The sequence below is a fragment of the Geomonas sp. RF6 genome, assembly GCF_021044625.1.
Taxonomy (GTDB): domain Bacteria; phylum Desulfobacterota; class Desulfuromonadia; order Geobacterales; family Geobacteraceae; genus RF6.
The window spans coordinates 1,161,096-1,187,771 of the sequence record NZ_CP087999.1; the positions used below are offsets into that span (position 1 = coordinate 1,161,096).

26 protein-coding genes are annotated in these 26,676 nt (G+C 62.2%); 13 read left to right on the forward strand and 13 right to left on the reverse strand.

Going from position 1 to position 26,676, the window contains the following annotated elements:
* Positions 1-8 precede the first annotated feature (8 nt).
* The 9 genes from LPW11_RS04865 (at position 9) to LPW11_RS04905 (ending at position 7,162) form a co-directional block, all read left to right on the forward strand.
* Complete coding sequence (locus LPW11_RS04865; protein WP_230997011.1) at positions 9-1,049, forward strand: cytochrome c3 family protein; 1,041 nt, start codon at positions 9-11, stop codon at positions 1,047-1,049.
* A 4-nt stretch (positions 1,050-1,053) separates the two neighbouring features.
* On the forward strand, positions 1,054-1,707 hold the full coding sequence (locus LPW11_RS04870) for a cytochrome b/b6 domain-containing protein (RefSeq protein ID WP_230997012.1): 654 nt from the start codon (positions 1,054-1,056) through the stop codon (positions 1,705-1,707).
* Between the two features lie 57 nt (positions 1,708-1,764).
* Positions 1,765-2,979, forward strand: coding sequence for a cytochrome c3 family protein (locus tag LPW11_RS04875; RefSeq protein ID WP_230997013.1), 1,215 nt, complete (start codon positions 1,765-1,767; stop codon positions 2,977-2,979).
* Positions 2,980-3,109: 130 nt separating this feature from the next.
* Positions 3,110-3,922 carry a HAMP domain-containing protein gene (locus LPW11_RS04880; RefSeq protein WP_230997014.1) on the forward strand — a complete coding sequence of 271 codons (813 nt, stop codon included), beginning with the start codon at positions 3,110-3,112 and terminating at the stop codon, positions 3,920-3,922.
* Positions 3,909-4,325, forward strand: coding sequence for a menaquinol oxidoreductase (locus tag LPW11_RS04885; protein WP_230997015.1), 417 nt, complete (start codon positions 3,909-3,911; stop codon positions 4,323-4,325). Before LPW11_RS04880 ends, LPW11_RS04885 begins: the two co-directional genes overlap by 14 nt.
* A 178-nt stretch (positions 4,326-4,503) precedes the next feature.
* Complete coding sequence (thiS, locus tag LPW11_RS04890; RefSeq protein ID WP_230997016.1) at positions 4,504-4,758, forward strand: sulfur carrier protein ThiS; 255 nt, start codon at positions 4,504-4,506, stop codon at positions 4,756-4,758.
* Positions 4,755-5,537: a thiazole synthase gene (locus LPW11_RS04895; RefSeq protein ID WP_230997017.1), complete on the forward strand. Its 783-nt coding sequence runs from the start codon at positions 4,755-4,757 to the stop codon at positions 5,535-5,537. The genes thiS and LPW11_RS04895 overlap by 4 nt, the downstream gene beginning before the upstream one ends.
* A 2-nt stretch (positions 5,538-5,539) precedes the next feature.
* Complete coding sequence (thiE, locus tag LPW11_RS04900) at positions 5,540-6,196, forward strand: thiamine phosphate synthase (protein ID WP_230998244.1); 657 nt, start codon at positions 5,540-5,542, stop codon at positions 6,194-6,196.
* Positions 6,197-6,199: 3 nt separating this feature from the next.
* The gene (locus LPW11_RS04905; RefSeq protein ID WP_230997018.1) at positions 6,200-7,162 is read left to right on the forward strand and encodes a TIGR01212 family radical SAM protein; all 963 of its coding nucleotides are present in this window, start codon (positions 6,200-6,202) and stop codon (positions 7,160-7,162) included.
* Positions 7,163-7,185: 23 nt separating this feature from the next.
* Here the strand turns inward: LPW11_RS04905 and LPW11_RS04910 are convergent, their stop codons facing one another.
* The 5 genes from LPW11_RS04910 to glyQ all read right to left on the reverse strand — a co-directional run bounded on the left by LPW11_RS04910 (position 7,186) and on the right by glyQ (position 14,101).
* Positions 7,186-7,644 carry a YaaR family protein gene (locus LPW11_RS04910; protein ID WP_230997019.1) on the reverse strand — a complete coding sequence of 153 codons (459 nt, stop codon included), beginning with the start codon at positions 7,642-7,644 and terminating at the stop codon, positions 7,186-7,188.
* Between the two features lie 384 nt (positions 7,645-8,028).
* Positions 8,029-8,229 carry a cold-shock protein gene (locus LPW11_RS04915; RefSeq protein ID WP_230997020.1) on the reverse strand — a complete coding sequence of 67 codons (201 nt, stop codon included), beginning with the start codon at positions 8,227-8,229 and terminating at the stop codon, positions 8,029-8,031.
* A gap of 78 nt (positions 8,230-8,307) precedes the next feature.
* Positions 8,308-11,052, reverse strand: coding sequence for a pyruvate, phosphate dikinase (ppdK, locus tag LPW11_RS04920; RefSeq protein WP_230997021.1), 2,745 nt, complete (start codon positions 11,050-11,052; stop codon positions 8,308-8,310).
* Positions 11,053-11,162: 110 nt separating this feature from the next.
* Entirely contained in the window at positions 11,163-13,226 is a 2,064-nt protein-coding gene (gene glyS / locus LPW11_RS04925; protein WP_230997022.1) for a glycine--tRNA ligase subunit beta, read from the reverse strand.
* Positions 13,226-14,101, reverse strand: coding sequence for a glycine--tRNA ligase subunit alpha (gene glyQ, locus LPW11_RS04930; protein ID WP_230997023.1), 876 nt, complete (start codon positions 14,099-14,101; stop codon positions 13,226-13,228). The genes glyS and glyQ overlap by 1 nt, the downstream gene beginning before the upstream one ends.
* Positions 14,102-15,292: 1,191 nt before the next feature.
* Here glyQ and LPW11_RS04935 point away from each other — a divergent pair.
* On the forward strand, positions 15,293-16,069 hold the full coding sequence (locus LPW11_RS04935; RefSeq protein ID WP_230997024.1) for a ParB/RepB/Spo0J family partition protein: 777 nt from the start codon (positions 15,293-15,295) through the stop codon (positions 16,067-16,069).
* A 166-nt stretch (positions 16,070-16,235) separates the two neighbouring features.
* Positions 16,236-16,556, forward strand: coding sequence for a cytochrome C (locus LPW11_RS04940; RefSeq protein WP_230997025.1), 321 nt, complete (start codon positions 16,236-16,238; stop codon positions 16,554-16,556).
* 710 nt (positions 16,557-17,266) lie between these two features.
* On the opposite strand, the gene LPW11_RS04945 is transcribed toward LPW11_RS04940, so the two are convergent.
* The 3 genes from LPW11_RS04945 to LPW11_RS04955 are packed head-to-tail and all read right to left on the reverse strand — an operon-like array spanning position 17,267 to position 19,348.
* A complete protein-coding gene (locus LPW11_RS04945) occupies positions 17,267-18,178 on the reverse strand; it encodes an ROK family protein (RefSeq protein WP_230997026.1) in 912 nt (303 codons plus the stop codon).
* Positions 18,175-18,549 carry a TfoX/Sxy family protein gene (locus tag LPW11_RS04950; RefSeq protein WP_230997027.1) on the reverse strand — a complete coding sequence of 125 codons (375 nt, stop codon included), beginning with the start codon at positions 18,547-18,549 and terminating at the stop codon, positions 18,175-18,177. Before LPW11_RS04950 ends, LPW11_RS04945 begins: the two co-directional genes overlap by 4 nt.
* Before the next feature lie 40 nt (positions 18,550-18,589).
* Complete coding sequence (locus LPW11_RS04955) at positions 18,590-19,348, reverse strand: NRDE family protein (RefSeq protein WP_230997028.1); 759 nt, start codon at positions 19,346-19,348, stop codon at positions 18,590-18,592.
* Positions 19,349-19,498: 150 nt separating this feature from the next.
* Here LPW11_RS04955 and merA point away from each other — a divergent pair, with 150 nt between their 5' ends.
* Together merA and LPW11_RS04965 are read left to right on the forward strand one after the other, a co-directional pair.
* Positions 19,499-20,905, forward strand: a complete 1,407-nt coding sequence (gene merA / locus LPW11_RS04960; protein WP_230997029.1) for a mercury(II) reductase — start codon at positions 19,499-19,501, stop codon at positions 20,903-20,905.
* Between the two features lie 140 nt (positions 20,906-21,045).
* On the forward strand, positions 21,046-22,083 hold the full coding sequence (locus LPW11_RS04965; protein WP_230997030.1) for an HD-GYP domain-containing protein: 1,038 nt from the start codon (positions 21,046-21,048) through the stop codon (positions 22,081-22,083).
* A 47-nt stretch (positions 22,084-22,130) separates the two neighbouring features.
* Here the strand turns inward: LPW11_RS04965 and LPW11_RS04970 are convergent, their stop codons facing one another.
* From LPW11_RS04970 to def, 5 genes are all read right to left on the reverse strand, one after another.
* Complete coding sequence (locus LPW11_RS04970) at positions 22,131-22,973, reverse strand: NlpC/P60 family protein (protein ID WP_230997031.1); 843 nt, start codon at positions 22,971-22,973, stop codon at positions 22,131-22,133.
* A 194-nt stretch (positions 22,974-23,167) separates the two neighbouring features.
* Positions 23,168-24,235, reverse strand: coding sequence for a polysaccharide deacetylase (locus tag LPW11_RS04975; RefSeq protein WP_230997032.1), 1,068 nt, complete (start codon positions 24,233-24,235; stop codon positions 23,168-23,170).
* A 9-nt stretch (positions 24,236-24,244) separates the two neighbouring features.
* Complete coding sequence (locus tag LPW11_RS04980) at positions 24,245-24,958, reverse strand: DUF116 domain-containing protein (protein WP_230998245.1); 714 nt, start codon at positions 24,956-24,958, stop codon at positions 24,245-24,247.
* A gap of 53 nt (positions 24,959-25,011) precedes the next feature.
* A complete protein-coding gene (gene fmt / locus LPW11_RS04985; RefSeq protein WP_230997033.1) occupies positions 25,012-25,962 on the reverse strand; it encodes a methionyl-tRNA formyltransferase in 951 nt (316 codons plus the stop codon).
* A complete protein-coding gene (gene def / locus LPW11_RS04990; protein ID WP_230997034.1) occupies positions 25,959-26,471 on the reverse strand; it encodes a peptide deformylase in 513 nt (170 codons plus the stop codon). The genes fmt and def overlap by 4 nt, the downstream gene beginning before the upstream one ends.
* Between the last annotated feature and the right edge of the window lie 205 nt (positions 26,472-26,676).

A 26,676-nucleotide genomic window follows, 5' to 3' on the forward strand; every position in this document is an offset into this window, starting at 1 on the left:
TTGCCATCATGCAGAAATTCGTACTAATCGCCATAGCGGCGCTCACCGTGTGGGGCTCCGCCGCAGCGCACGCAGCGCCTGCCGGAAACGGCAGCTGTCTTTCCTGCCACGGGGAGAGCAGCATGGCAAAGACCGAGCGCGGCAACCACCTCTTCATCGACCCGCTCCAGTTCGCCAGCACCTCCCACGCCCAGATCGGCTGCCCCTCCTGCCACAACGGGGTCTCCGCCGCCCACCCGAAAGACGGCATCAGGCCGCCGCGGGCCAACTGCCAGGAGTGCCACGGCGCCGTCATGCAGGAATACGCCCAGACCCGCCACGCCCAGAAGGCAGGGTGCGCCGACTGCCACGACCCGCATCGCGCGAAGACGATCGCCTACGCCTCCGGCGCCGAGATGAACCGCCAGTGCGCCCAATGCCACGACAAGGGGAAAATGCTCGCGCTGCACGGCAGGTGGCTCCCCCAGTCCGACCTGCACATGGACGCCGTCCCCTGCATCACCTGCCACGTCGGGAGCAAGGACTACGTCATCAACCTGTACGTGGTTAAGGAAGCCGCCAAGGGGGAGCTGAAGACCGCATCGTACCAGGAGCTCGCGGCGCTGGAGCCGGGGCGCGACATCAAGGGGATGGTGGACAAAAACGGCGACGGCAACATCTCGCTGGAGGAGTTGCGCTCCTTCAACAAGTACACGAAGACGAAGGGGCTGATCCTGACCGGGATGATGGTGCCAAAGACGATGTCCCACACCTTCCAGACGATGGACAACCGCTGGGACTGCACCTACTGCCACGCAGCCGGTCCTAAGACGAACCAGGAAAGCTTCCTCGCGCTGCCGGACGCCAACGGCCAGTACCCCCGCTTCCAGGTGCAGCGCGGCGCGGTGCTCGACCTCCTGTACGGCACCCCGGACTTCTACATGCTCGGCTCCACCCGCAGCTTCCCGCTCAGCGTCCTCGGCGGTCTCATTATCCTTGGCGGCCTCGCCATGCCGCTGGGACACGGAAGCCTGCGCTTCCTCACCAGAAAGAACAGAAAGGAGCACTGACGCCATGAGTGATCACCACAAGGAAAAAGAATATATCTATCTCACCCCGATGCCGGTGAGGATCTGGCACTGGCTGAACGCCCTCGGCATCGTGACCCTTTGCGTCACCGGCGCGCAGATCAGGTTCCCGGACCACGTGAACGTCTTCGGCTCCTACAAGGCGGCGATCGAGCTGCACAACACCGCAGGGATCGTGGTCTCCTGCTCCTACGTCCTGTGGATCCTCTACTACGGCCTGATCGCGAGGACGCTGGTAAAGCTCTACGTCCCGACCCTCACCGACATAAAAACGGGGCTCTTCCGGCAGGCGCTCTTTTACTTCTTCCAGTACTTCCTGGGGGGGCCGAACCCGCACCACACCCTGCCGGAGAACAAGTTCAACCCGCTGCAGAAGACAGCCTACCTCGCCATCATGCTGGTCCTCCTGCCGCTGGTCATCGCCACGGGGTTCATGCTCCTGAACGTGGCACCGCTCAGGGAGGTCATCGCCATGCTCGGAGGGCTCAAGGTACTGGTCTCCTCCCACTTCCTGATCGCGTGCTCCTTCAACGCGTTCCTCTTTGCGCATATCTACCTGGCGACCCTGGGGCACACACCCTTCGCCCACTTCAAGCCGATGTGGCACGGGTGGGAAGAAGTTGAAGAGCATCACCATTGACATTTAACAATGAAGAGTGTTATTGAATCGCTTCACTGTCACCCCGGAGGAGGGACCATGCTTATCCGTAAAGCATTGCTGACCCTTTCCGCACTTCTTGTCGCCGTGTCATCGTACGCGGTGGATGTGAAGGATGTATCCTTCAGCACCAAGAATGCCGGAAAGGTCGTTTTCAGCCACAAGAACCATCTGAAGCAATCGGGAATATCCAACAACTGCAAGAGCTGTCACAACACCCTCTTCAACATGAAGAAGAGGACCCCCGCCACCATGGCCGATATGGAGCAGGGGAAATCGTGCGGCGGCTGCCACAACGGCAAGGCGGCATTCCCCCTTTCCGCCTGCGTGCGCTGCCACAAGGTCGGCGACGTCATGATCCCTGTCGCCAGCACCGGCCCGGTCCGCTTCAGCCACGCCCGTCACACCGCGAAGACCGCCGACTGCGGCGCCTGCCACAACAGGCTGTACAAGACCGGCCGCAACGCCCCGGTCGGCATGGACGCCATGAAGAAAGGGAAATCGTGCGGCTCCTGCCACAACGGCAAGACCGCCTTCAGCATAGAGGCGTGCGCGACCTGCCACCCGGTGAAGGACGTGAAGTTCCAGATCAAGGAGACCGGCCCCCTCACCTTCAGCCACAAGAAGCACCTGGCGAAGAAAGGGTGCGCGGACTGCCACAACAAGGTGTACACCCTCGGCTCCAAGAAGAGCTTCTCCATGAAGGAGATGGAGCAGGGGAAATCGTGCGGCGCGTGCCACAACGGGAAAGGCGCCTTCGCCATCGCCAAGTGCGACCGCTGCCACGCAGTGAAGGACAAGACCTTCCAGATCGCGCAGACCGGCCCCCTTACCTTCAGCCATAAAAAGCACCTCGTCGGCCAGAAGTGCGATGACTGCCACACGAAGGTCTTCCCCTTCGGCGCGAGGAAAGCGGTCTCCATGAAGGAGATGGACCAGGGTAAATCGTGCGGCGCCTGCCACAACGGCAAAAAGGCTTTCGCGGTCGCCGACTGCAGCCGCTGCCACGCCGTCATGAACGTGAAGTACAAGATCAAGTTCGCCGGCGACGTCGACTTCAGCCACAAGCCGCACCTCGCGAAGTACAGCTGCAGCGAGTGCCACACCAAGATCTTCCCCAACGGCAAGAAACGTCCGGTGACGATGGGGGAGATGGAGCAGGCGAAGTCCTGCGGCGCCTGCCACGACGGGAAGAAGGCTTTCACGGTGCAGGAAAACTGCGGCAAGTGCCACGACATGGACCCCTCGTCCTAGGTCGTAGCTCTCAACAACGTTCACACAACTGCCCGCCCCTTCGAACCCCTGGAGGGGCGGGTTCTTTTTGGAAGTGGCCCTGCCGATTCCGCCACACAGGCCACTCAACAAGAATAGGAGTACAAGCGGCATGTTCAGGACACTCACAGCAAGGGCAGTGGTTCCGGTCGCAATGGCCATCACCGGCTTCGTGGTGATCTGTTGCGTGCTCCTCTACGCAGCGGTAAAGGAGGACCTGACCCACGGCGCCATCGAGCAGGAGAAAAGCCTCGCAGCCACCGTCATCAAGTCGGCGCATTACACCATGCTGAAGGCGGACCGCGAAGGGCTCAGCAACATCGTGCGCAACATCGGGGAAGGGCGCGGCGTCGAGCATGTCCGTATTGTGAATACAGAAGGGGTCGTCGCGTTCTCCAGCAGGGATGCCGAGGTCGGCACCCCCGGCCCGAAAGGTGCCGCCGAGGGCGCCCATGCGGCCACTCCCCTACCGGAGGGACGCCGCCTCGTCAATGCGAACGGCACCGAGATCCTCGCCATCTCCGTACCGATCCCCAACGAAGCCGCCTGCTCCAACGCCTCGTGCCACGTCCACGACAAGGCGCAGCAGACGCTCGGCACCCTGGAGATCGCGGTGTCGACCGAGCCGTTGCACCGCAGCCTCGCCCTCGTGCGCAACAGGATGCTCCTTTTCTGCATCATGGTGCTCCTCCTTACGATCGGGGGTGTCGCCGCGCTCCTGCAGAGAAACATCTTCACCCCGATCCGCCAGCTCACCGAGTACAGCGACCGCGCCGCAGCAGGCGAGACGCGGGAGCCGTTCTCCCATCGCTGCGCCGAGATCGGCAAGTTGGCCCGAAACATAAGCACCCTCGCGGAGCGGGCGAATTCGAGCGCAGCAGGCACAGGGGCTGAAAGCCGCAAAGGGGCCGATGCTGCCAGCTAGCCGCGATCAATCCCAGCGGGCAAAGATCAGGGAGCTCGTGGCAATCGCACTCTTCATTGCCTCGAGTACCGTTGCCGTGCGCGGTTTCGACCTCTTCCCTCCCCTCTCCGCCCACGCCCGAGAGATCCTCGGTCCCGCACCCTCCCAGGGGATGCTGAGTCTCGCACTTATCGTGTACAGCTTCTCCGCCATCATTCTCTCCCTCGCCCGCATGATGGGGAATGCACTGAAGACCGGCGGCATCGCGCATGCCGGGTACCTCGGCGCCTTCTACGTCTTCTACCATCTCTCCGGAGTGCTCCCCGAAAACTTTTGGGCAGTCTTTGCCGCCGGTGTCACCATCTTCTCCCTGGAGAGCTACCAGATCTGGAGCTACAACGAGGACGAGGAGACCGAGCTGTAGCCGCGTCGCCAGTGGGCTGGCGACTCCCCTACCGGAATAGAAAACGGTTGACACGGCACAGCCAAGTTGTTAGTTTGCATTGAAATATCCCGAAGACCGCCCGCGCGGAGCAGCAGAGCCCACCACCGAAGGCGCAGCTCGCCTTAACGAATCCAAGCACGAAAAAATCGGAGCCGCAGTGAAGATCACGGTAAACGGCGAAGCCGTCACGATCGATCCTATTTCCGTCCAGGACTACCTCCTCTCCCTCCAGATCGACCCGGTCAGGGTTGCGGTCGAGCTGAACCGGGAGATACTCCCGAAGGCGGACTACCAGGGGACGCTCCTTCAGGACGGGGATGTGCTGGAGATAGTACACTTCGTCGGAGGGGGGGAGTACCCCGCCGGGAGAGGGGATAATGGAGATCGACAGATGATCAGGGAGAAACGATGACAGAGAAGAACGACAAACTGGTCATAGCGGGACGCGAGTTCAACTCCCGCCTCATGGTGGGAACCGGGAAGTACGCCGACTTCCCCCAAATGGTGGCTGCCATCGAGGCATCGGGGGCCGAGGTCATTACCGTCGCCGTGCGCCGCGTCAACATCTGCGACCGCAGCAGGGAATCGCTGCTGGACCACATCGACCTGAAGAAATACACTCTCCTGCCGAACACCGCCGGATGCTACACCGCGGACGACGCGGTTCGCACCTGCCGTCTCGCCCGCGAGGCGGGTCTCTCCGACTTCGTGAAGCTCGAGGTGCTGGGGGACGAGAAGACACTCTTCCCGGACAACGAGCAGCTCCTGGCGGCGGCGAAGGTCCTTGTGAAGGAAGGGTTCACCGTCCTTCCGTACACCAGCGACGACCCCATCATGTGCAAAAAGCTGGAGGACATCGGCTGCGCAGCGGTCATGCCCCTCGGCGCTCCGATCGGCAGCGGGCTCGGCATCAGGAATCCGTACAACATCCGGATCATCCTCGATACGGTGCAGGTTCCGGTCATAGTCGACGCAGGGGTCGGAACCGCTTCCGACGCCGCCATCGCCATGGAGCTCGGCTGCCACGGCGTGCTGATGAACACCGGGATCGCCGGGGCGCAGGACCCGCTCGCCATGGCGGAGGCGATGAAGCTCGCCGTGCGTGCGGGGAGACTCGCCTACCAGGCGGGTCGCATCCCCATGAAGCTCCACGCCAACGCCTCGTCCCCCCTCACCGGACTCATTGCGTGAGCATTTTCAACGAGTCATCACCGTGGATCGACTTCACGCTGTACCTCATCACGGACCGGCACCAGGCCCTCGGCCGCGGGCTGGAGTTCGTGGTTGAGGAAGCGCTGAGGGGCGGTGTGCGCGCGGTCCAGCTGCGCGAAAAGGATCTCTCCACGAAGGAGCTTTACGAGCTCGCCTACGACATGCGCCGCGTGACGGCGCGCCACAACGCCAAACTGATCATAAACGACCGCGTCGACGTCGCCCTCGCCGTCGACGCCGACGGCGTCCATCTCGGCAACCGCAGCATGCCCACCTACAAGGTACGACGCCTTTTGGGGGAGAAGAAACTGATCGGCGTCTCCTGCCACAACAAGATTCAGGCCACCTCGGCACAGGAGGCGGGCGCCGACTTCATCACCTATGGACCGGTGTACTTCACCCCCTCGAAGGCCGGGATGGGGGAACCGCTCGGCGTCGAGCGCCTGGAGGCGGTGACGAAGCTTCTGAGAATCCCCGTTTTTGCCCTCGGTGGCGTGAAGGGGGAAAACTGCGCCGAGGTCGTCGACCACGGCGCCCACGGAGTAGCCCTCATCTCGGCCGTCCTTTCTTCTCCCGATCCGCGCCAGGCCGCGCGCCAGATACTCTCCCGACTCCCCGCCCTCGACCGCAACGACTAGAAGATGACGAACGGACTGATCCATCCGGAGCTGCGTATCAACTCGTACGGCTCCTATCTGCGCCGGCGCTTCCAGTGCCGGGTGAGCAAGGTCAACGTGGACGGCGGCTTCACCTGCCCCAACCGTGACGGCAGCAGGGGGACCGGCGGCTGCATCTACTGTGACAACAGCTCCTTTTCTCCGAAAGGGACGCAGCCGGTAATCCCGCTCGAAGAGCAGCTAGAGGCCGGGATCAGCTACCACCGCACCCGGCTTCGCAGCGACAGGTTCATCGTCTACTTCCAGAAATTCACCAACACCTACGCCCCCGTGGGGAAGCTCTCCGACCTCTACCGCCGCGCCCTCAGGCACCCCGACGTCATCGGCATATCGGTCGGAACGCGCCCCGATTCCCTCGAAGAGGAGGCGATAGAGCTCCTCGCCGAGATAGCGACGGAGAAGTATGTGTGCGTGGAACTCGGGCTGCAGTCGATAGACGAGAGGATCCTCTCCTGGATGAACCGGGGGCACACCCTGGACGAGTACCGCGACGCGGTGCGGCGTCTGACCGGGCGCGGCATCGACATCTGCACCCATCTCATCTACGGCTTTCCGGGGGAGACCCGGGAGGGTTTCCTGGAGGGGGCGCGCATCATGTCGGATCTGCCGATAAACAGCCTGAAAGTGCACCAGCTGCATGCGGTGCGAGGCACGCGCCTGGCGGAGATGTACGAGAGAGGGAGCTTTACCCCGCTGAGTCACGAGGAGTATGTGGGGGGGGTATGCGATTTTCTGGAAGAGTTGTCGCCGCAGGTATCTCTGCAGCGCCTTTACGGCTCGGCACCGCTCTCCATCCGGGTGGCACCGAACTGGAACCTGAAGAACAACCAGATGTGGTACAGCGTGGTCAATGAGTTGAGAAGGCGGGGTACCTGGCAGGGGTGCAGGTTTCGGGCCCGGCAAGCGGTTGCGGGGCGACACGGTTAATCTGGAGCACCATGGTGCCGGTCCTATAGCAGAAAGTCGACCACGAGCCCCTTTATCTTGATGATCTGAGCAGCGATCCTGATGTGGTCCTTCTGCTCGCGCATCACGAGGTGGTAGAGGAGATCCGCCTCCTTGTCGATGACGGTGATAACCTCATGGCTGCGGCCGGTAAGCGGCCCCCCCACGAGTTCGACCCGGTACGCCTCGGAGGTGACCTTCCGAGCCATGGTAGCGATGAGGTCCCTGAAGACCTTGAAGTTGGCGATGGTCGGCTCCTGTTCCAGGAGTGCTCCCGCCTTGTCCAGATCCTCTTTCAACTGCTGGAGTGCCCCTGCGTAGTCGGCGCTCGTCTTCGCGACCTGGGTCAGCCTGCCGGCAAAGAGGGCGCCGTCCGTGCCTCCGACGGCACGCGGTTCTGTCCCCTTTCCGCCTTTCCCCTTCTTCGCGACCCCTCTCGATCCTGCTTTCTCGTCAATACGCATGGCTGCCCCGATTTCTGCCGGCAAAGCATCGGCCCCACGAAGGGCGTGCCCCCTCCAGAGTACTCACTACCATTATCATCCGTTCTGCAGCACACGGTCCACTCCCGCGCCACCGCAATAATACCCGGGAGCTACCGCAGCCGTCAACAGCCCCGGCAACAGTCCCGGGCTTCCAGATCAATCTGGCGGCGGAGGGTCGCACCCTCCCCTTGCGGGGGAGGGTCAGGGTGGGGGGGGAAGATAACTCACCAGTTCGGAAGATGGCAGCTTCACCCTCCCCCTGTCCCCCTCCCGTCGAGGGAGGGGGGACACGAGAGTCACTCCACGACATAAAAAAGGCCCCGGATTTCTCCGGAGCCCCCTACACAGCATAGTCCTACCGAGCTAGTTGCGCACCACGTTGGCTGCCTGCGGGCCCTTGGCGCCCTGGACGACGTCGAAGCTCACAGCGTCACCCTCAGCCAGGGATTTGAAGCCGTCACCCTGGATGGCGGAGAAGTGCACGAAGACGTCCACGCCGTTTTCCTGCTCAATAAAACCGAAACCCTTTGCATCGTTGAACCACTTCACCACACCGTTTGCCATTACTCTTTCTCCTGGTATTGCTTTTATGCACCCGCCCGGGCAGGACCCAGGCGGGCATGAAGGTACTTTCCTACACTTTTACACAGACGCTGTCAAGCCGATTGTTGTCGAACCCGCAGAACGTTCCTTGTTGCAACTCTCCGGAGCGGTCTTTAGCACGTTTCCGTGCTTCAGCGTCGCGTGGGCAGCTGCCAGACGGGCGATCGGCACCCTGAACGGGGAGCAGGAGACGTAGTCGAGGCCGATGGAGTCGCAGAAGATGACGGAGGCAGGATCGCCACCGTGCTCGCCGCAGATCCCCACCTTGATCCCCGGACGCCCCTGACGCCCCTTTTCCACACCGAGGCGCACCAGTGCTCCGACGCCGTTCTGGTCGAGGGTGACGAAGGGGTCGTCCTCAAGGATGCCGTTCTCCACGTATGCGGGGAGGAACTTCCCGGCATCGTCCCTGGAAAGACCGAAGGTGGTCTGGGTGAGGTCGTTCGTGCCGAAGGAGAAGAATTCCGCCTCGACTGCGATCTGGTCGGCGGTGATGGCGGCGCGGGGGAGCTCGATCATGGTGCCGATCAGGTACTTCACCTTCACGCCGTAACGTGCCTGGACATCCTCGCAGATTGCTACCGCATTGGCGCGCAGGACCGCAAGCTCCTTCGTGACAGCCACGAGCGGGATCATGATCTCCGGAACGATCTCGTACCCTTCTTCCTTCACGAGCTGGCAGGCGGCTTCCATGATTGCCTGAACCTGCATATCGTAGATCTCCGGGAAGGTTACACCGAGACGGCAGCCGCGGTGCCCGAGCATCGGGTTGAACTCGTGCAGGAACTCGACCTTGTGCTTCAGGGTCTGCACCGACACATTCATGGTGGCGGCGAGTGCTTCAATGTCCTTCTCCGCCTGCGGCAGGAACTCGTGCAGCGGCGGGTCGAGAAGACGGATCGTTACCGGCAGCCCCTTCATCTCCTTGAAGATCCCGAGGAAGTCACCCTTCTGCATCGGGAGGATCTTGGCGAGCGCCTTCTTGCGCCCTTCGGTGTCGGAAGCGAGGATCATCTCGCGCACAGCGGCGATACGATCGGCCTCGAAGAACATATGCTCGGTGCGGCACAGGCCGATACCTTCAGCGCCGAACTCGCGGGCGACGCGGGCGTCGTGCGGGGTGTCAGCGTTGGCGCGGACCTTCATGCGGCGGATCTTGTCGACCCACCCCATGAGGGTGGAGAAGTCGCCGCTTACTGCGGCCGCCACGGTCGGGACGGCGCCGAGCATGACGTCGCCGGTGGAACCGTCGAGGGTGATGACATCCCCCTTCTTCACGACGGTGCCGTCCTTCGTGACGAACGCCTCGCCGCGGTAGTCGACCTTGATGTCGCCGCACCCGGCGACGCAGCATTTACCCATGCCGCGGGCAACGACTGCGGCGTGGGAGGTCATGCCGCCACGGGCGGTGAGGATACCCTGGGCGGCGTGCATGCCGTGGATGTCCTCCGGGCTTGTCTCCACACGCACGAGGATGACCTTCTGGCCGAGCTTCGCTGCGCTCTCCGCCTCGTCGGCGGTAAAGACGACCTCGCCGGAGACGGCGCCCGGGGAAGCGGGGAGCCCCTTCGCGATCATCTTCTTCTCCGCGTTCGGGTCGAGGGACGGGTGCAGCAGCTGGTCGAGCTGGCTCGGGGCGACGCGCAAAACGGCGGTCCTCTCGTCAATCAGCCCTTCCTGCACCATCTCCACTGCGATCTTGATCGCAGCCTTCGCGGTGCGCTTGCCGCTCCTGCACTGCAGCATGTACAGGATCCCCTTCTCGATGGTGAACTCGATATCCTGCATGTCCTTGTAGTGACGCTCCAGGATGTCGCGGATTCCCACCAGCTGCTCGTAGCACTCGGGGAGCACCTCTTCCATGGAGGGAAGGTCCCCTTCCTTGTGCTTCGCCCTGTTGATCGGCTGCGGGGTGCGGATACCGGCAACGACGTCCTCCCCCTGCGCATTGACCAGGTACTCGCCGTAGAAGTAGTTCTCTCCGGTGGAAGGGTCACGGGTGAAGGCAACGCCGGTGGCGCAGTCGTTCCCCATGTTGCCGAAGACCATGGACTGCACGTTGACTGCGGTACCCCAGTCCGCGGGGATGTTGTTCAGCTTTCTGTAGGTGATCGCCCTCTGGTTCATCCAGGAGCCGAAGACTGCGCTGATCGCGCCCCAGAGCTGATCTTTCGGATCTTCCGGGAACGGAACGCCGAGGACGTCCTCGATGCGCGCCTTGAACGCCAGAACCAGTTCCTTCCAGTCGGAAGCGGTGAGCTCGGTGTCGAGGTGCACGCCGCGGGCTTCCTTCTTCTTCTCGAGGAGGTGCTCCAGCTCGTGCTTGTCCATCCCCATGACGACGTCGGAGTACATCTGCACGAAGCGGCGGTACGCGTCGTAGGCGAAGCGCTCGTCCCCGCTCTGCGCGATGATCCCCTGCACGGTGGTGTCGTTGAGACCGAGGTTCAGGATGGTGTCCATCATCCCCGGCATGGAAGCGCGGGCGCCGGAGCGGACGGAAACGAGGAGCGGGTTGGCGGCGTCACCGAATTTCTTCCCCATCAACGCCTCTACCTTCGCCAGGTTCTCCGCGACCTCCGCAGCAAGTGCAGGGGGGTAGTTTCTGTTGTTCTTGTAGTACTCGGTGCAGACCTCGGTGGTGATGGTAAAACCTGCGGGAACCGGCAGGCCGATGCTGGTCATTTCGGCGAGGTTGGCTCCCTTCCCCCCCAAAAGCTCCTTCATCTGCGCGTTGCCGTCAGCTTTCCCCGCGCCAAAGAAATATACGTACTTCGCTCCCATTTGAACCCCTCCCATTACGGATAGTGTGTCTACGGTATTTTCCGGAAAGTATAAAACGTAGCCTATAATTATTTTTTTTCAATACAGGAACGGAATTCGTGTCCCTGACCCTACGAGGAAAGCTTTGCGAAGTCCGCAACGCGGGCAAAGAGCCTGGAAATCCCGGTAAGGAGCGCCAGCCTGTTCTGGCGGACCCCCTCATCCTCCGCCATGACCATCACCTTGTCGAAGAAGAGGTCCACGGGCTCCTTCAGCGTCGCGATGTGCGTCAGGGCGCCGAGGAAGTCCCGACCGGCGACAGCTGCATCAACCTTCCCGGTAACCCCGGAAGCGGCGGAGTGCAGTTCCTCTTCGGCAGGATCCTGGAATAGTGCCGCGTCCACCGCGACGTCCACCCCTTCCTTCACTATGTTGCAGACGCGCTTGAAGGCAACGGCGAGGGGGCCGAAATCGCTTCTCTTGCGGAATTCCGCCAGCGCTGCGATCTTTGCCTCCGCTTCCACGAGGTCGTCGAAGGAGATGCTGACAACCGCATCTACCGCGTCGCCGGGGTAGCGGTCGGCGAGGAGGTTCACGAAACGCCCCCTGAAGAACTCCAGCACGTCGCGACGCACCTCGTCCGCGTTGCGGGTCATCTTCGGGCGCAGAAGCTCGAGCGCCGAGTCCACGAAGGAGGCGAGAGCGATCCGGTACTTCTTGTCCAGGATGATGTTGATGATGCCGAGCGCGGAACGGCGCAGGGCGTACGGATCGGCGGAGCCGGTCGGGATGAGCCCGACGGAGAAGCAGCCGCAGATCGTATCCATCTTGTCGGCAAGGGAGACGAAGGCGCCGATGTCGGAGGCGGGGAGCTCGCCGCCTGCCTGGATCGGCAGGTAATGCTCCGCAATGGCATTGGCGACCGCGGCATCCTCGCCGTCGTGCAGCGCATACTCGCGCCCCATGATCCCCTGCACCTCCGGGAACTCGCCGACCATCCCGGTCACAAGGTCAGCCTTGCACAGTGTCGCGGCACGCTCCACCTTGTCGAGGACGTCGGGGTTCAGTTTCTGCGACAGGGAGGCGGCCAGAGCACGGAAGCGCTCCATCTTCTCGTAGGAGGTCCCGAGCTTCTGCTGGTACACCACGCTCTTCAGCGCTTCGACGCGGGTCTCCAGGGGGTGCTTCTGGTCCTCGTCGAAGAAGAAGCGGGCGTCGGAGAGGCGGGCGCGCAGCACCCGCTCGTTCCCCTTCACCACCACCGTGGGGTCTTCCGTCAGGGTGTTGTTGATGGTGATGAAGCCGGGGAGGAGCTTCCCGTTTTCGTCCACCAGGGAGAAGTAGCGCTGGTGCTCACGCATGGAGGTGATAAGTACCTCGCGCGGCACAGCGAGAAAATCGGGAGAGAAGGTCCCGGCAACCGCGCTCGGGTACTCCACCAGGTAGGTCACCTGCTCCAGGAGCCCTTCGTCCGCAAGGACATTCCCGCCGGCAAGCTTCGCCACCCGCTCGATCTCGCGGCGGATGATCTCCTTCCTGCGCTCCGGATCGGCTATCACGAAGTGACGCTCGCACTCCTCCTGGTAGTGGGCGAAGTCGCGCACCTCAAAAGAGGTATTGGCCATGAAGCGGTGGCCGCGGGAGACACTGCCGCTTTGCACATTCCCGAAGGAGAAGGGGACGACGCCGCCGCCGTAGAGGGCGACGATCCAGTGCACCGGGCGGGCGAAGCGTACCTCCTGGTCCCCCCAGCGCAGCGACTTCTTGAAGGGGATGGTGACCACCAGGCGGGGAAGGATCTCGGCCAGGAGCTCGTCCGTCCCCCTGCCGATCTCCTTCTTCACGCAGGCGAGGTACTCCCCCTTTTCCGTCATGACCGTGGTCAGTGCCGAGACATCGACACCCTGTCCCCTGGCAAAGCCCTGGGCAGCCTTCGTAGGCGCTCCGGTCGCGTCGTAGGCCACGCTCTTTGCCGGGCCCATTGCGGTCAGCTCCGCATCCGGCTGGTGCTCGGCCAGATTCTGCACCACCAGGGCAAGGCGGCGCGGCGTCCCCTGGGTGACTATAGTGTCAAAGGAGAGGCGTGCACTCTCCAGCTCCCGCTTCATGATGGCTGCCATGTCCGCCATCGCCTTCGGCACGAAGCTCGCCGGAAGCTCCTCGCATCCGATCTCCAGGAAGAGTTCTTTTGCCATTAGCGGCCTCCTTTCAAAAGCGGGAAGCCGAGCCGCTCACGCATCTTGAGATATTCTTCGGCGCAGAGCCTGGCGACGTTGCGGACCTTGCCGATGTAGAAGGCGCGCTCGGTGACGGAAATGGCGCCACGTGCATCGAGGAGATTAAAGGTGTGGGAGCACTTCATGACGTAGTCGTAGGCGGGAAGGACCAGCCCTTTCTCCACCAGGCGCACGCACTCCTTCTCGTACATCCTGAAGAGGTTGAGAAGCATGTCGACGTCAGCTTCCTCGAAGTTGTAGGTGGAGAACTCCACCTCGCTTTCGTGGTGGATGTCGCCGTACTTCACCCCCTTGACCCACTCCAGGTCGTAGACATTGTCCACCCCCTGGAGATACATGGCGATCCTCTCGCAGCCGTAGGTGATCTCGGAGGAGACCGGCTTCAGGTCGATACCGCCGGCCTGCTGAAAGTAGGTGAACTGGGTGATCTCCATGCCGTCGAGCCACACCTCCCACCCAAGCCCCCAGGCGCCGAGCGTCGGGGACTCCCAGTCGTCCTCCACAAAGCGCACATCATGCTTTGCGGGATCGATCCCGAAAGCGCGCAGGGAGTCGAGGTAGAGGTCCAGGATATTCATGGGGCTCGGCTTCATGATTACCTGGAACTGGTAATAGTGCTGCAGCCTGTTCGGATTTTCTCCGTAGCGGCCATCGGTGGGGCGCCGGGAGGGCTCCACGTAAGCTACGTTCCAAGGCTCCGGGCCCAAGACGCGCAAAAAGGTGGCGGGGTTGAATGTACCGGCACCTTTCTCCGTGTCATACGGTTGCTGTATGATGCATCCATTGCCCGCCCAGTACCCCTGCAGCGAGAGGATGAGATCCTGAAATGTCAATGCCGTCGCCTCCGTGACTCAAAAAATTCCGGTCCGCCCGGGAATAAAAAAACCATAGCGTATACAAATAGTCAGGCTCGCCAGAATACAATTTTACAGTATCACTGTCAAGGACTATCGGGGCTTAAGCCTCATATTTAAAGGGTTTTGGCCCTACCGAGCACTCGCGGAGGGAGGCGGCGGACTGCACTGCAAGCCCCTCTTCAGGGGCAAATGGATTTGCAAATTATTATTAAATCTTCCCACTTGTCAAACAACTTTTTTTTGGCTGATCTTTATGCTGACCAGGATTTTTCACCCGCCATACGCCTGCCTCTGCCGGGCCACTTCTACGCCACGACCTTCTTCCACGTCTCCTCCCACGACACTGATTTGGACGCGCAGAGATAGGGAGCATTGTAATAGCGATTAATTTTCATCGGCCCGCCACCATGCGTCACTCTTTTCCCACCCGGGAAGGAACAGCGGGACCTGCGGCAAGCACAGCGGAAGAGCGAGCGACCTGTAGGTTCAGCGCAACCATAGACCTGGTTTAAGCGCGCCTAAAAGAGGTAGGCTTTAATTGGGGCGTTCGGGGAATTGTCACCGACACACTTTGGAGGGGGACGTGTGAGCTCCTGCGCTCCCAAACGAACATATGACCCCGAACTGGTGCTTATAGGCAAAGCTACTTCGGCATGCCGAAGTCGATGTACACGTGTCGCCGCTTCTTAACTCCCCCATTTCGGCATGCCGAAGTGAAGGACGGGTAGTCTACGCCCCTCACAGGTGCACCTCTACAACCTTCAGCATCATTACCTCCCCGACTTCGGCATGCCGAAGTCAGCAAACACTGATCCCAACCTCTTCTCCGGCGAAATCACACCCGACTTCGGCATGCCGAAGTCGCGTCTACCCGCCGTGCAGATCAAGCGATTCCGCCCGCCGAACGATGGAGTGCGACACACTCATCCCGGATAAACGAAGAAGCAGGCGACGCGCCCTTAGCAGCTAACGCGTTGAATCGAAAGGAGTTTTACAAAGACTACAAGGACAGCAACGCCAACAAAAACCGAGACAGAAAGGGTTAGAGAGGTTGACGCTAGAGCTTATTATAGTAATTAATATAGTTTATCTGCCGTGGAACGCGAGTTCCGACACCAGCGCAGCTTCTTAACTAATAACGATTGCCTGCACAATAGAGGAGGTAGCATGTCCGAGGAAAACGTCGAGTATGAAAAGGGAAAGATCTACGAGCTGAATATGTCCGAGCTGCATCTCGACGAGGGCCAGCCCCGCAAGTACTTCGATGAAAAGGCGCTCCTCGAGCTGAAAGGGTCGATCGAGAAGCACGGAGTACTGCAACCGGTTCTGGTGCGCCGCGACGAGAATGGCCGGCTTCTGGTGGTATCCGGGGAAAGGCGCTACCAGGCCTCCCTTCTGGCTGGGCGCACCACGATCCCCGCAGTACTGACGGACGGCAATCCCATTGAGATCTCCATAGTGGAGAACCTCCTGAGGGAAAATCTCACTGCCATAGAGGAAGCAGAAGCTATCGAACGCCTCCGGGCGCAACACGACTACCAGCTTTCCGACCTCTCCATGGTGCTCGGGAAGGCGGAGTCTACGCTCTCGGAGATCCTCTCCCTGACAAAGCTCCCAGCATCGGTAAAGGAGGACTGCCGCAGCGATCCGAAGACATCGCGGGGGATCCTGGTGGAAATAGCCAAGCAGGGGAGCCAGGAAAAGATGAATTCGCTGTACGCAAAGTACAAGGAGAGCGGCCTGACCAGGGGCGAAATCCGGCACAGAAGCAGGGCTGCACGCGGTGCCGACGGGATCAACCTGAACTTCATTTCCGCATGCGCGGCGCGCATCGAAGCGATCGACGTAGGAAAGCTGGACAAGGCCCAGGCGGAGCTCCTGGCAACAGAACTGGGGAAGCTGCGCTCGACAGCAAAGCAGAAGGTGAAATCGATCGCGACGTGACGGAAGGAAGTGGACACCGACCAGAGTGAGCAAAGGAGCAGGTCGGCCATCGTTGGCAGTGAGAGGGCGTGACGCAGACCAGCACCGGGACCCGGAAACCCCGTCCACGTTGACTATTGCCGGCGCCTCGCTATCATCTCCTCATTCCCGTTAGGAAGGAGGAGCTATGAAACCAGGGAGAATACCGTCAGTGGCACTTGCCCTTGCTTTGGCGACTCCGCTGTGGGGGAGTCAGGAGACGCCGATATCGGGGAAGAACCTCGGAAGCGTCACAGGAGGGGACTTCAAGATCGCCCTCAGCGTCATCGAGAAGAAATGCACGGTCTGCCACAGTTCGAGCGTGATCAACAGCGCGCTGAAGTCCGAAAAGGACATGCTGGCGATCCAGAAGTCCATGGAGAAAAAAGGAGCGAAGCTAACCACGAACGAGCGCGAGGTGCTGGGAATTTACTGGAAGCAGCACCCGTTGAAAGAGAAGCGCCAATAGAGGCTCATCTGGTTCAGAAAAAGTTTGCTTTAGCTGCCTCCTCCCATGACGCGAGGGGGTTTCCCCTCACAGGAGCAGGCGAGGCTATTACGTTCCCCCCTTTGCGAAGGTTCTTCCGGAAATTCCGGGGGAGCGTGGGTGCATTGCCACGAAGCACTGCAGAAGGCCTAAGGTTCCCCCCTTTGCGAAGGGGGGGCAGGGGGGATTTGATCTTCAAGTCTCCTCCAGAACCGCAGCCCGTTTAACAGTACATCTCGGTCTTCGAACCGCAGTGCTGCGGCAGCTAAAGATCAACGACATAGGCTCCACCAGTTTTCTGCAAACTGGTATCAAGGGAATTGCTCGAGACCACAGCAGTTGCGCACTTTGCAGGACGGTGTTGGCCGAGTCAAATCCCCCCTGTCCCCCCTTCGCAAAGGGGGGAACGCTAGGCCTCGTGCGGCCTTTCATTGAACATACTACAGCTTCCCCGGAATTCTCGGATGAGCCTTTGTAAAGGGGGGACGCGAGGCCTCATGCGGCCCTTCATTGGAACATCCTACGGCTTCCCCACAATTCCCGGAAGAGCCTTCGCAAAGGGAGGGACGCCTGTTCTCGTGCAGCGGCCGTGGGAGTCTACTGTACGTTCATCGTACTTTCGGATGAGGCCCAGATCAGGCCGTGCTCAACCGGCACAGCCAGCCCACCCTCCGGTCTGGGACGCCCCCTCCTCATTCGCGTCCAGCTCCGATCATCGCCGCTCCGAAGACACCGGCGGAATCGCCGAGGCGGTTTTTCAGTATGGGCGTGCACAGATCATCATGAAAGGCGTAGTGCCGTACCCGCGCCACCCCGGCACCGTAGAGCTCCTCTATGTTCGATAGACCTCCCCCCAGAACGACTGCGTCGGGATCCAGAAGGGAAATGAGACCACCGAGGCATCTCCCGAAATCGTCGAGAAAGCGCTCGAAGGCAGCTTTGCATCGGGGCTCCCCCTCCCGTGCACCGGCTACTATCCTGTCCATCGACAGTTCGACTCCGGTGTCTCTGAAGAAGGAAGCCTCGACTCCCGATCCGCTGATCTTCGTCTCCACGCAGCCGCGATTACCGCAATAACAGGGGGCGCCGAAGGGGTCGACCGAGAAGTGCCCCCACTCCCCGCAGATCCTGTGCGGCCCTTCCCGCACATCTCCATCGATGCAGATGCCGCCGCCGCACCCTGTCCCCATTATCACGCCAAAGACGAGACCGTACCCTGCGCCTGCTCCGAGGCGGCACTCGGCGAGGGTGAAACAGTCGGCATCGTTTCGCACCCCAACCGGCCGCCCCAGATGACTCTCGAGATCCCGCTGCAGGGGCTTTCCGATGAGGCAGGTGGAATTGGCGTTGCGCACAAGCCCGGTTACCGAGTCGATCGAACCCGGTATCCCCACCCCGATCGTGCAGTCGTGCCCCGACGGAACGCCGGATGCGGCGTGCCGGGCCATCGCTGCTACAGCGTCGATGACCCCGCTGTAGCCAAGCGCCAGGGGGGTCGGCTGCCTCCGGCGGTCGAGGAGCGTGCCATCCGGAGCGAGCAAAACCGCCTCGGTCTTCGTCCCCCCCAGATCTATCCCGATCCGGTACTTCTCCTCCCGGCTCACGGCCGCCCCCTTCTGCTCGTAGCGGGCCTCGTTTTCGGAGGAAGGGACGCGGCATAGCGATGGGAGCTGGTGAGCCAGCGGGTGAGTTGCGGGGGTGCATCAGCAAGCGCCGCTGGAACGAGGAGGTACTCCCGCATGCGCCTCCCCGGCATCGGCTCGAAGGGGGGAGCATCCGGGTGATCTTTTAGAAATGCATCACGGTCGGAAGACGAGAGGCGCAGAAAGATCCTCCCTTCGTGGACGCCGGCAAAGAGGGCGCCATTTGTGAAATAGACGGGGCAGCCGAACATCTTCTTTTTCTCGCAGGAAAGGTCGCACAGAGCAGCCTCGAGGAGGGAGACTATCTCGGGTGAGGATGGTTTCCAGGGCATGCGGGCCTCCAATGGCATCGGCATCATAAAGCGGCAAAGGCTACGGGAGCGATAAACGGAATTGAAACGTTGCAGTCGAGGATTCCAAGGTGCCGTCCCTGAAGCTCCGCTCCACAAAAGTGAGCGTCCCCTCCCGGTCGAGAAGCAAGACGGTGGAGCAGCGGGTACCAAAGGCAGCGCCCCGCATGAAGATCGGCGAGCGCTGCGTCTCCCCCTCTTCCTCGCCCCCCGCCGTCGCAGAGTCGGGGATCGTGGCGTCGGAGAGTATGGCGAGGAGATCCTCCACGGAGAAGGGGGCCGCCAGCGCCTGCGCCAGAAGGCGCACCCCCCGCATCGTCTTTGGCCACGGCGCTTCCACCCCGTGGTTGCTGATGCCATGGAACCCCGGGGTGAGCCTCACGCTGCTGTCGGCGCTGTTGCTATATAGATACAGGTCGGATCGGTCGCCGAGCAGGAGATTGAAGCCGTTATAGTTCCCCCCTCGCCTTCCGAGTTCTTCGACATATGCCGGAGGGGGCTCAGCGCTGAAGAGGAAATCGGTGACCAGGTTGCCGCGGGTGGGGGCGTCGGCACGGAACGGACGGCCGTCCCGGAGATTGGTCACCGCCGCAAGACGCCCCTGCCGGGTCACCCCGAGCCACGTCCCCCCCTGCAACAGGTCCTTTCCCGCCAGCACCCCCGGTGCATCCTCCCAGAAAGCGGCTGGAGCGGACGGACGGGCATACAACTCGTCGCGGTTCGCGGCAAGGACCAGCGGGTAGCGCGGATGAACCCGATTCGCCAGCAGGATCAGACACACGAGAGAGCCTCCATGTGCGCTCATGGTATCTCGTTGCCCCCTTTTTGCCAAGCACGGACGGAGGTGCCGCGGCAGAAGACGCGGTTGCAGGGATGGCGGGCAGTTTACCCGCGCGCGGCTTCACGGTACACTGTGAGCGGGGGGGCGGAAATGGACAAGGGGAAGGAGATCATCATCGTCGGATCGGGCTCCACCGCCTTTGCCGCGGCCTTGCGGGCCCAGGCGAAGGGTGCACAACCGATCATGATCGAAAAGAGCATGCTGGGGGGCACCTGCATCAACTGGGGGTGCATCCCCAGCAAGACGCTGATTCACGCCGCCCTCCTGCGCCACGAGGCGAAAAAGGGAGGGGGGATCGGGGTCGGGACCGGCACCGGCGACGTCGACTTCACCAGGGTGAACGCCCACAAGGCGGCCGTGGTGAAGCACCTGCGCAAGACCCGCTACCTCGACGTACTGGAGAAGGTTCCCGACCTCAAGCTCATCAAAGGGAGTGCCCGCTTCCTTTCGAACGATACGCTGCAGGTCGGCAGCACTCTCCTCAAGGGGGACAGCTTCATCGTAGCCGTCGGCGGCGCCCCCCGCGTCCCAGCCATTCCTGGCCTCGAGACAGTCCCCTATCTCACCAGCAGAACAGCCCTCCTTCTGAAGAAACTCCCCTCGTCCCTCACCGTCATCGGCGGAGGAGTCATAGCGCTCGAGCTCGGGCAGATGTTCAGCCGCCTCGGGGTCCCCACCACCATTCTGGAGCACGGCGCGAGGCTCCTCCCGGGAGTGGAGGAAGAAGTGGTACTGGCGCTGTACCATTCCCTCGCCCAGGAGGGTCTGAAGATCGTGGTAAGGGCGGGCGTGGTGAACGTGGAGCAGCGCGGCGGAGTTTGCATCGTGCAGGCCGAGGTGGACGGAACGGAGAAGGAATTTCTCTCCGACACCATTCTTGTAGCCACCGGGACCGCGCCGGCGACTGCCGGTATCGGGCTTGAAGCCGCGGGGGTGGAGCTGAACGGCAGGGGGTACATCAAGGTGGACCCGCAGATGCGCACCACAGCCCCGGGAATCTGGGCCGCGGGGGATGTCACGGGGGGGATGCAGCTGGCGACGGTCGGCGCCCGCGAGGGGATAGCCGCAGTGGACAACATCCTGACGCCGGAATGCCGCTGCACCGTCGACTATCGCTCCATCCCCATGGCAATCTTCACAGATCCGGAGGTCGGAATGGTGGGGTATGGTGAAGGGAGCGCCAAGGAGGCGGGATTCGATGTCATCACCCACACGATCTCCGCCTCCGCGATCCCGAAGGCCCACGTCACCAGCGAGACGCGGGGGGCGATCAAGATCATCGCCGACAAGGTGAGCGGCAGGATCCTCGGGGTGCACCTCTGCTGCCACCGCGGAGCCGACATCATCAACGAGGCGGCGCTGGCGGTGCGCTTCCGCCTCACCGTTTCCGACCTCGCCGACACGCTGCACGTCTACCCTTCCATGGGGGAAGGTCTGAGACTCTGCGCCCAGGGGTTCCGCAGAGACCTCGACCGCCTCTCCTGCTGCGCCGAATGAGGCTGCAGGGGGAGCACCCACCCCTTCTTTTGCGCCGACCAATGCGGACATTCTCATTGACAAGGCGTTTACGACAGCCTACGATATGCCGCGCTGCGGTTGACTGCGGCGGGGGCGTTCGCCCCGGGGAGGGATGTTTGATGGGTGCGGAGATTCTCTTTGTCGACGACAACCGGCTGATCCTCGAGATCGCCAAGGACCTCTTCCTGGAAAGGGGAGTCAGCATCCTCACCGCCTGCAACGCGGCGGAGGCGCTGGAGCTCTTCCAGGAGAAGGAGATCGCGGTCGTCGTCTCCGACAACCACATGCCCGGGATGTCCGGGCTCGAGTTTCTCTCCGCGCTGAAAGAAATCTCCCCCGAGACGATAAAGGTTCTCATGTCGGCGTATGCGGACCTCGCCACCGCACTCGCGGCGATAAACAGCAGCGAGGTATTCCGCTATCTCCTGAAACCGTGGAATGAAGAGGAAGTGATCGAGGTGGTGGAGGAGGGGGTGCGCCGCTACCACCTGATGAACACGGTGAGGCGCGAGGACGACAACGTGCTGCGCTCCCTGGCGCAGACGATAGAGCTGAAGGACCCGAGCACCCGCGGACACTGCGACCGGGTGGCGATCTACGCCCTGAAGATCGCGGAGTACATGCGCCTTCCAAAGGAAGTCCAGAGGCAGATAAAGTACGGCAGCTGGCTGCACGACTGCGGCAAGATAGGCATCTCCGAATTCATCCTGAACGGGGAGAGGACCCTCACGGACGAGGAGTTCGAGACGATGAAGATGCACGCGGTGTGGGGCGCCGACGTCGCGGCGAAGGCGGAGCTCTCCGCGGTAGCCCGCAACATCATCCAGTACCACCACGAAAAGTACAACGGCACCGGCTACCCCGACGGTCTTTCCGGCACCGGCATCCCGCTGGAGGCGCGGATCGTGGCGGTCGCCGACGTCTACGACGCCCTCACCATGGACCGCCCCTACCGCAAGGGGTATCCGGTCCCGGAGGCGAGGGAGATCATCAGGCGACAGGGTGGCATCGACCTCGATCCGGAGGTGGTGGAGATCTTCCTTTCCGTGGTGGATAAGGAGCAGATACCGCTGGCGAAGGAAAACCAGGAAGAGATCGGCCTCGTACTTTCCCATGAGCGCGGCACTCCCCACCCCCACGGCGGCGCTACCGCCTGACCCGGGAAGCCGCTCGCGCGGAGCTTCGCGCCCCCCTCATCCCGCCCTTACTGCGGGAACCACCTTCTTACCACGAAACCTTTCCTCCCCGGCGTATCCGCCACCCAGGCGTCCAGCGGCTGCCGGCTCTTCATCAGCTTGGCCAGAGCCCCCTTCAGCGGCGCCCTGTGCACACCTCCCCCTCCCGCACAACCCATGGTGCTCTCGATCAGTGTCTCCCGGTCGAGCACGATCATGACATGACCTTTCCACACCAGTAGATCGAGAGGACGCAGCCGGCGAGCGAGCTCATCGGCGGAGAGCCCCGCTGCCGGCACGGCGCTGCCGTACGAGGTGAGGGCGGAGGTGTTTCTCGGCGTGTACCCGCCGGTCGCCTCATAGAGCAGGCCGGAGCAGTCGACACCCGCCAGGGGGTCTCCCTTCGGATAGTAGCGGGCAAGGAGGGGGACGCCATCCTTCACATTCCCCCCCCACACATACGGCTTCCCGAGAGGGGCGAGAAGCGCGCGCTGCACCTCGGAAAGGGGGGGGAGACGGCGGGGGCGCTCGGAGTGACCCTCCTCAACCGGCGCGACAAAGCGGGCATCGACATAGTAGCCGGTAGAGGTCGGATAGGGGTAGTCGCTGGTGGTGACGCGGTAGACGCGGACGCCGCCGGTGGTCTCCTCACCCTCGACCCGGAAGAGGGTGCCGGTGAGCGCGACGAACTCGATCGGGCGCACCCCGCGGCAGGGGTCGAGTTCCACGGAGCCGCCGAAAACGGTGGCGAAGTCCGGGGTGTTGAGGACCGGTACCGGCGAGGTGGCTACCGCGTATCGGGGAGCGCCCCCCGCAGCGGCACTCGCAGCGAACGCCAGGAGAAGAAGAAGGGAAAGGAAAAGGGATTTCATACGCTACCTCCGGCTAAAAAGAGGTTCTCCAGAAAAGGAGAGAGTCAGTCCGAACGTCCCCTCCCCCCTTGCGGGGGAGGGACAGGGTAGGGGGGAAGGTGCCACCATTCCGATAGATGTCAACGTGCCCTGTCCTTCTCCTGTCAAGGGAGGGGAACTTCCTGACGCAGGCCCTCCGGCATTGCACGATGAGCCTAAAAAGAAGCCTTTGGGGGCGTGACGGTGGCACCGCGGGGGACGGAAGCGGCCTCCTGCGGCAGGGGTCGCAGATTGGGGACGGGGCACTGGTCGTTTGCGAAGGCGGCAGCGAGCGGTAGGAGGCGCCAGCGCCCGGTGCGCAGGATGGGGAGCGCGAGAGCGATCCCTTTCGGCTCGTTGCCGTTCCCGTGCACCAGCACGATGCTCCCCTGCCGCGGGTGCTCTCCTTTGGCAAGCCACGCCTCGCTCCCCACCGGAATGAGGGAGAGCTCGCGCAGGCGCTTCATGGTGGCGGTGTCGGCAACGAGACCCGGAAAACGGAAGAAGGGGGAAGGGGTCAATCCGTGCGCCAGGAGGAGCCGCTCCAGTTCCAGAACCTCGGCATCGAAATTTGTGCCCGGGGTGAGGAGGAAGTTTCGCTCCAGCGGCGTCTTCGGCGCGTACACATGATGGTACGAGTGGTTCACCCAGGTGATGGAAAGCCGTCCCGCTGCGCTCTCACCTTTCAGAAAGGCGAGCTCCTCCGGATGGTTCTCCAGCCACAACCCCGAGATCGCCACCGCCACCGGTGCACCTTTCCCGTACCCGTGCGCCTGCGCCGCCGCCTCGGCGGCAAGGAAGAGCTCCCGCTCGAACTGCCGCTTCGAGGGACAGAGATCGACGGTGAGGAAGATGCCGTCCCCCGCGCCGCGGACCGCGCCATGGTTCTGCAGCCGGCACGGAGGGGCGGTGCCGTGCTCGAGCGCCGTCAGGTACGGCGTGCCCGAAAGCGTCTCCCAGGGGGGGGCGGGAAGGAGGGAGACCTGCGACACCGGACGGAGCGCCGTCTCCAGTGTGTACGGGTCGACGGTGAGGAAAAGGGGAATGCCGTCGCGGCGCAGACTCCGTATCGCCACCAGCGGCTTCCCCCCCGGTCCGACACCTGTCTGCGATATGACCCGGTAATCGGTAATGGCTGAGACATCTGCATACCCTGCACGAGGGGCAACAAAAAGAGCGCACAAAAGCAAACCGGCAAGGGCAGCTGCGCTGAGCAGGCTCCTTGCCGGACACAGCAGTTTCATGGTTCTCCTTTAAACGAGTACGGAGCGGAGGGCTTCTTCGATTTTTGCGACATCAACCTTCGTATTGAAGCAGGGGCCGAAGGGGCGGTCGTTCAGGACACCTATAACGGGGAGGGGGTAGCAGTCCTTGATGCCGGAGGTGAGGTCGCGCTCGCACGCCACCGCCAGCACCAGCTTCGGACGCTTCTCGATGATGACCTTTCGTGCCAGGGTCCCCCCGGTGGCGACCGAAATGTCCACGCCGTACTTCTGGGCGAGGTCGGCAAGTCCCATAATGTCGCACCGCCCGCAGCGCAGGCATTTGCTGATCTCGCCGGTAACCTTTATCTCGCACTCGGAGAGCTGCAGGCAGTGGGGGAGGAGGATCAGGATGCGGTCCGGCTTGATCTTCAGCTTCTGGCTCGCCACGAGGCTGTTGTTCATGGCGACGAAAGACTGGCGGATGGAGTCCTTGGAGATGCCGCACAGCCTGCCGATCTGCTCGATGAGCGGCAGGAGGAACTTGATCACCACCCCGCGCATGAAGCGGGTGAAGAGGATGTCCTTCCCGAGAGCGGTGGTCAGAACCAGGAGGAGCGTCCCGAGGAGTGCTATCCCCGAGAGGACGCTGAAAAGGACCCCGATCAGACGGGGGAGGTCCGGATGTATGTTGGCAAGCCCCTTGGTGGGGATCCACCATCCGAGATAGATGAGCCCGACCAGAAGAAGGCAGGTGCCCCCCATCAGGGCCACGAAGATCCTCTTCTTGGGCGGTTGCGGAGGCGATGCGGTTCCTGTCAAGCTGCTACCTCTTTCCGTTCAAGTCGTACACCCGGCTCCATCTTGCAGCCGGCCAAAAATTGCGCCGCGTCGAGCCGCTTCTTCCCTTCAAGCTGCAGCTCTTCGATAACGACGCTCCCGCTGCCGCAGGCGACCGTGATCCCGTCGCGCCCCGCGCAAAGGACAACCCCCGGCTCTCCCCCCTCGCTGGAGGTCCGCACCCGGTACACCTTCAGGAGCTTGTCGCCGAGATAGCTGTAGGCGCCGGGCCACGGAGTCATGCCGCGCACCAGGTTCTTCACCGCAACCGCGTCCCTGCTCCAGTCGATGAGGCCGTCCTCCTTCTTGAGGATCGGCGCGTAGCACGACAGGTCGTCGCACTGCGGCTCCGGCTGCAGCTCCTCCTGAACCAGGGCATCCAGAGTCTCCGCGAGGGCGTCGGCGCCGATCTGCGCCAGCCGATCGTGCAGGCTCTGGGTATCCTCGTCCGGGTCGATCGGGGTGGTCTTCTTGAGGAGCATGTCCCCGGTATCGAGCCCCACGTCCATGAGCATGGTGGTGACACCGGTCTCCTGCTCGCCGTTCACGATGACCCAGTTAAGCGGCGCGGCGCCGCGGTAGCGCGGGAGGAGTGAGGCGTGGACGTTGATGCAGCCGTAGCGGGGGATGTCGAGAAGCGCCTTTGGCAGGATCTGCCCGAAGGCCACCACCACGATCAGATCGGGGGCGAGAGTCCGGATCTCCTCTATCGCCTCGGGGTGGCGCACCTTCACCGGCTGCAGGACAGGGATACCAGCCCCTTCGGCAAGGACCTTCACCGGCGGCGGGAGGGTCTGCTGCCCCCTCCCCTTCGGGCGGTCCGGCTGGGTCACCACCGCGACGACGTTCTCGCCGCGGTCGATCAGCTTTTGCAACGTGGGACAAGCGAAACCGGGGGTTCCCATGAAGATGATACGAAGTCCTGTCATTCGACTTCCTTATCTTCGAGGAGGCGGGACTGCCGCTTGCGGAACATGCTGCGCTTCAGAGGGGAGAGGTGATCCACAAAGAGGACACCGTCCAGATGGTCGATCTCGTGCTGGAAGGCGATCGCCAGGAGGCCGTCGGCGCGGTAGGTGACCTCTTCCCCTTCCAGGTTGAGGGCCTTCGCCACGACGCGGGCATGCCTGCGCACGTTCGCTGCGTACTTCGGCACCGAAAGGCACCCTTCCTCTTCGTACGACTCACCTTCGGCGTGGACTATGACCGGATTGATGGCCACTATCAGGTCCGAAGGCTCGTCCTGCCCAGAGATGTCGATCACCACGACGCGCTGGTGCACCCCGATCTGCGGTGCGGCGAGGCCGACCCCGGGGGCAGCGTACATGGTCTCAGCCATGTCGCGGACCAGTTCCCTTATCTTGTCATTTATCACCGTTACCGGATGCGACAGCTTTTTCAGCTCCGGGTCGGGATAGGTAAGAATAGTGCGTATCATAACTGTCCTTTTCGTCGGTTTGAGCTCGAAACACTATATACAAGTTGGTGCTGAAAAATCAATTCTATTCCTCATGAAGGAACCGGCCTGCGCCTTTGCAAGGAGGGTGCGGAACTGCAGTTAAAACGGGGAGTGAATATCACACAGCAATTTTAGCATTGCAGCAAGGGGACAACCTTGGTAAGCTCACATCCGCCTCTTCGGC

Excerpts from the sequence above, each read along its gene's own strand:
- LPW11_RS04865 (WP_230997011.1), top strand. The coding sequence starts at position 9 with ATGCAGAAATTCGTACTAATCGCCATAGCGGCGCTCACCGTGTGGGGC.
- LPW11_RS04870 (WP_230997012.1), top strand. The coding sequence starts at position 1,054 with ATGAGTGATCACCACAAGGAAAAAGAATATATCTATCTCACCCCGATG.
- LPW11_RS04875 (WP_230997013.1), top strand. The coding sequence starts at position 1,765 with ATGCTTATCCGTAAAGCATTGCTGACCCTTTCCGCACTTCTTGTCGCC.
- LPW11_RS04880 (WP_230997014.1), top strand. The coding sequence starts at position 3,110 with ATGTTCAGGACACTCACAGCAAGGGCAGTGGTTCCGGTCGCAATGGCC.
- LPW11_RS04885 (WP_230997015.1), top strand. The coding sequence starts at position 3,909 with ATGCTGCCAGCTAGCCGCGATCAATCCCAGCGGGCAAAGATCAGGGAG.
- LPW11_RS04895 (WP_230997017.1), top strand. The coding sequence starts at position 4,755 with ATGACAGAGAAGAACGACAAACTGGTCATAGCGGGACGCGAGTTCAAC.
- LPW11_RS04905 (WP_230997018.1), top strand. The coding sequence starts at position 6,200 with ATGACGAACGGACTGATCCATCCGGAGCTGCGTATCAACTCGTACGGC.
- LPW11_RS04910 (WP_230997019.1), bottom strand. The coding sequence starts at position 7,644 with ATGCGTATTGACGAGAAAGCAGGATCGAGAGGGGTCGCGAAGAAGGGG.
- LPW11_RS04915 (WP_230997020.1), bottom strand. The coding sequence starts at position 8,229 with ATGGCAAACGGTGTGGTGAAGTGGTTCAACGATGCAAAGGGTTTCGGT.
- ppdK (WP_230997021.1), bottom strand. The coding sequence starts at position 11,052 with ATGGGAGCGAAGTACGTATATTTCTTTGGCGCGGGGAAAGCTGACGGC.
- glyS (WP_230997022.1), bottom strand. The coding sequence starts at position 13,226 with ATGGCAAAAGAACTCTTCCTGGAGATCGGATGCGAGGAGCTTCCGGCG.
- LPW11_RS04935 (WP_230997024.1), top strand. The coding sequence starts at position 15,293 with ATGTCCGAGGAAAACGTCGAGTATGAAAAGGGAAAGATCTACGAGCTG.
- LPW11_RS04940 (WP_230997025.1), top strand. The coding sequence starts at position 16,236 with ATGAAACCAGGGAGAATACCGTCAGTGGCACTTGCCCTTGCTTTGGCG.
- LPW11_RS04950 (WP_230997027.1), bottom strand. The coding sequence starts at position 18,549 with ATGCCCTGGAAACCATCCTCACCCGAGATAGTCTCCCTCCTCGAGGCT.
- merA (WP_230997029.1), top strand. The coding sequence starts at position 19,499 with ATGGACAAGGGGAAGGAGATCATCATCGTCGGATCGGGCTCCACCGCC.
- LPW11_RS04965 (WP_230997030.1), top strand. The coding sequence starts at position 21,046 with ATGGGTGCGGAGATTCTCTTTGTCGACGACAACCGGCTGATCCTCGAG.
- LPW11_RS04970 (WP_230997031.1), bottom strand. The coding sequence starts at position 22,973 with ATGAAATCCCTTTTCCTTTCCCTTCTTCTTCTCCTGGCGTTCGCTGCG.
- LPW11_RS04975 (WP_230997032.1), bottom strand. The coding sequence starts at position 24,235 with ATGAAACTGCTGTGTCCGGCAAGGAGCCTGCTCAGCGCAGCTGCCCTT.
- LPW11_RS04980 (WP_230998245.1), bottom strand. The coding sequence starts at position 24,958 with ATGGGGGGCACCTGCCTTCTTCTGGTCGGGCTCATCTATCTCGGATGG.
- fmt (WP_230997033.1), bottom strand. The coding sequence starts at position 25,962 with ATGACAGGACTTCGTATCATCTTCATGGGAACCCCCGGTTTCGCTTGT.
- def (WP_230997034.1), bottom strand. The coding sequence starts at position 26,471 with ATGATACGCACTATTCTTACCTATCCCGACCCGGAGCTGAAAAAGCTG.